Origin of the sequence: Actinosynnema sp. NPDC023658 (assembly GCF_040639995.1) — a bacterium.
Lineage (GTDB): Bacteria > Actinomycetota > Actinomycetes > Mycobacteriales > Pseudonocardiaceae > Actinosynnema.
Genome location: NZ_JBFAAX010000657.1, coordinates 1 through 3,193 on the forward strand (window position 1 = coordinate 1; position 3,193 = coordinate 3,193).

Annotated in this window: 4 protein-coding genes; 2 read left to right on the plus strand and 2 right to left on the minus strand. The window is 73.2% G+C overall.

Going from position 1 to position 3,193, the window contains the following annotated elements; translation table 11 throughout:
• Window positions 1-1,136, minus strand: a 1,136-nt coding sequence (locus tag AB0G02_RS32755; protein ID WP_360801976.1) for a hemolysin family protein, incomplete at its 3' end; no start/stop codon positions are given.
• Window positions 1,133-2,443: a hemolysin family protein gene (locus tag AB0G02_RS32760; protein WP_360801979.1), complete on the minus strand. Its 1,311-nt coding sequence runs from the start codon at window positions 2,441-2,443 to the stop codon at window positions 1,133-1,135. The genes AB0G02_RS32760 and AB0G02_RS32755, both read right to left, overlap by 4 nt.
• 103 nt (window positions 2,444-2,546) lie before the next feature.
• On the opposite strand from AB0G02_RS32760, the gene AB0G02_RS32765 reads away from it, so the two are divergent.
• Together AB0G02_RS32765 and AB0G02_RS32770 are read left to right on the plus strand one after the other, a co-directional pair.
• Window positions 2,547-2,936: a MerR family transcriptional regulator gene (locus tag AB0G02_RS32765; protein ID WP_360801982.1), complete on the plus strand. Its 390-nt coding sequence runs from the start codon at window positions 2,547-2,549 to the stop codon at window positions 2,934-2,936.
• 55 nt (window positions 2,937-2,991) lie between these two features.
• The coding region (locus tag AB0G02_RS32770) for an ADP-ribosylglycohydrolase family protein (protein ID WP_360801985.1) at window positions 2,992-3,193 on the plus strand (202 nt) is incomplete at its 3' end.

Sequence of the window (3,193 nt, forward strand, 5' to 3'; positions counted from 1 at the left end):
CTGGGCGCGAACCGGATCACCCTGCTGCGACCGGCGTCCGGACCGGACGGGGTTGCCCGCGGGCGACAGGCACCCCCACGGTCAGGCGGGGGCGCCGGGCAGGCCGGCAAGTCGGTCTCGTCCTCGAAGTCCCCGATCAGCTCCTCCAGGAGGTCTTCCAGGGCGGCGATGCCGACCACCCGGCCGTTCGCGTCGGCCACCAGCGCCAGTTGCGCGCGTTCGGCGCGCATCCTGGTCACCGCGCCCGCCACCGGCAGGTCCGCGGACAACGTCAGCGGTGCCGTCATCAGGTCCCGGGCCGGGGTGTCGGCGCCGACGGCGGTCGCGCGCACGGCCTCGCGGATGTGCACCAGGCCGACGAACCGCCCGCCGCCGTCGGTCACCGGGAACCGCGAACGCCCGGACTCCCGGCTGCGGTCCTCGATCGTGCGCGCCCCGGTGTGCTCGGTGACGGTGACCGTGTCCCCGATCGGCACCATCACCTGGGCCACGGTGGTCTGCCGGAGCTGGAGCATCCGGGTCAGCAGTCGCCGCTGCCCCTCCGGGATGAGACCGTGCTCGGCGGACTGCCGCACCAGCATCCGCACGTCGTCCGGGTGCAGCTCGTGGGTCAGCTCGTCCTTCGGCTGCACCTTCACCAGGAGCAGCAACGCGTTCGTCGTCGCGTTCAACCCGCTCAGCAGCAGGCGGACGGCGTGCGCGAACGCCCGGAACGGCAGCGCCAGCAGCAGCGCGGACCGCTCGGGGTGGCTGATCGCCCACGACTTCGGCGCCATCTCACCGAGCACCATGTGCAGGAACACCACCAGCACCAGGCTGATCGTGAACGACACCGCGTACGACAACCCGGACGGCAGCCCGACCGCGAGGAACAGCGGGTCGAGCAGCCCGGCCACCGCGGGCTTGGCCAACGCGCCCAGGCCCAACGTGCACAGCGTGATGCCCAGCTGCGCGCCCGCGAGCATCAACGACAGCTCCCGCACGCCCGCCAACGCGGCCCGCGCGGCCCGGCTCGTCGGGGCGGCCTCCTCCAACCGGTGCCGCTTCGCGGACATGAGAGCGAACTCGGCGGCCACGAAGAACGCGTTGGCGCCCAACAACAACAGCGACACGAACAACGACCACGTCGTGCTCATCGCGGCACCCCCGCGCCGAGCAGCACCGGGCTGAGCAGGACCCGGCTGGGCACGTGCCGCTCCACGGCCGTCACCCGCACCCGCACGCCGCCGGTCTCCACCTCGTCACCGACGTCCGGCGTGCGGCCGAGCCGTTGCAGCACCAACCCGGACACGGTGTCGTAGCTGTCGTGCGGGGGCAGCTCGATGCCGGTGGCGTCCGCGATCTCGTCGATCCGCAGCCTGCCCGGCACCTCCCACCCGTCGGCACGCCGCTCCACGGTGTCGCGCACCACGTCGTCCTCGTCGTGGATCTCCCCGACCAGCTCCTCGGCCAGGTCCTCCAACGACACCACGCCCGCGAACCCGCCGAACTCGTCCACCACGCACGCCAGCTGGCGGCGTTCCAGGCGCAACCGCTCCAGCACCGCGGGCAGCGGCAACGTCGAGGGCACGACCAGCGCGGGCGACGCGACCGAGCCCACCGGCGTGGTGGCGCGGTCCTCGGGCGCGACGGTGAGCACCTCGGCCAACCCGGCCACGCCGCGCACGTCGTCCAACCCGTCACCGACGACGGGGAAGCGGGAGTGACCGGTGTCCAGCAGCTCGACCACGCGTGACACGGGCTCGTCGGCGCGCACGGTGCGCACCGAGACCCTGGGCGTCATGGCCTGCTCGGCGATGAGGCCGCGGAAGTCCAGGCCCCGGTCCAGCAGCCGGGACAGCTCCGGGTCGAGCTGCCCGCGCGCCTGCGCGTCACCGATGACCTGCCTCAGGTCGTCCGGGGTGGCGCCCTGCGGCAGCTCCTCCACCGGTTCGATGCCGGCGGCGCGCAGCAGCCGGTTCGCCGCCGCGTCGAACAGCCGGATCACCGGGCCGGCAACCCTGAGGTAGGCGAGGGTGGACGCGCTGAGCGCCTTGGCCAGCGCGTCGGGCTTCGCGATGGCGAGGTTCTTGGGGAACAGCTCACCGAGCACCATCTGGACCGCGGTGGCGAAGACCAGCGCGACCGCCATGGACAGCGGCACGGCCAGCGCCGACGCCAGGCCCGTCACGCCGAGGACGGCGGCCAGGCCCTCGCCCAGGAGGGGTTCCGCGACGTACCCGGCGAGCAGCGCGGTCACCGTGATGCCGAACTGGGCGCCGGAGAGCATGAAGGAGAGGCGCTGCGTGACGCGGTAGGCGCGGTCGGCGGCCTGGTCGCCCGCCTCGGCCTGCTGCCGGAGGCGACCGCGGTCCACCGCCATGAAGGCGAACTCCTGGGCCACGAAGTAGCCGGTGGCGATGGTGAGCAGCACGATCGCCAGCGTGCCGGTGATGATCAACATGGTGCGGTCTCGTTCAGCCGGGCCCGACCCGGCCGACTACTACCTTCTTCGTCTGCCATACTTCACAGTAACACGTGGCGCTGTACGGTTCGGGGAGGTGCGGGTGGCGGAGGTCCTGCTCAGGATCGGTGAGCTGGCCGCGCGCGCCGGGGTCAGCATCCGGACCGTGGACTACTACACGAGCCTGGGGCTGATCTCGCCGGCACGGCGCACGGCGGGCAACTACCGCCTCTACGAGCCGGGTGACGTGGAGCGCATCCACCTCGTGCAGCGGCTGGAGGTGCAGGGCGTGCCGCTGGACGAGATCGCGACCGCGTTCCGGACCCGGCAGGCCGACGTGGGGCCCGTCCTGGACCGGATCGACGTGGACCTGCGGGCGTTGCAGGCGGCGGCCGAGTCGGCGTCACCCGAGGCGCACGGCGTGCTGACGGCCATCGCCAACCGGGTGCACTCCCTGATCACCCTGGCCCTGGAGATCCCCCCGCTGCCGTGAGCCGCCCGCTGGGACGGGGCTGCGCCGGGCGGGTCCGGCGACCATCATCGGCACCATGGTCGATCACCGTGCCGTCGACGCGTCCCTCCGCGCGCTCCGCGTGGGCGACGCGTTCGGCCAGACGTGGTTCCACCCGGTCGGGGACCTGTGCGCGCGGCGGATCGCGCCGGGACCGTGGCCGTGGACCGACGACACCGCGATGGCCGCCGCCCTGGTGCGGTCGTTGCGCCGGTGCGGGCGGGTCGACCAGGACGACC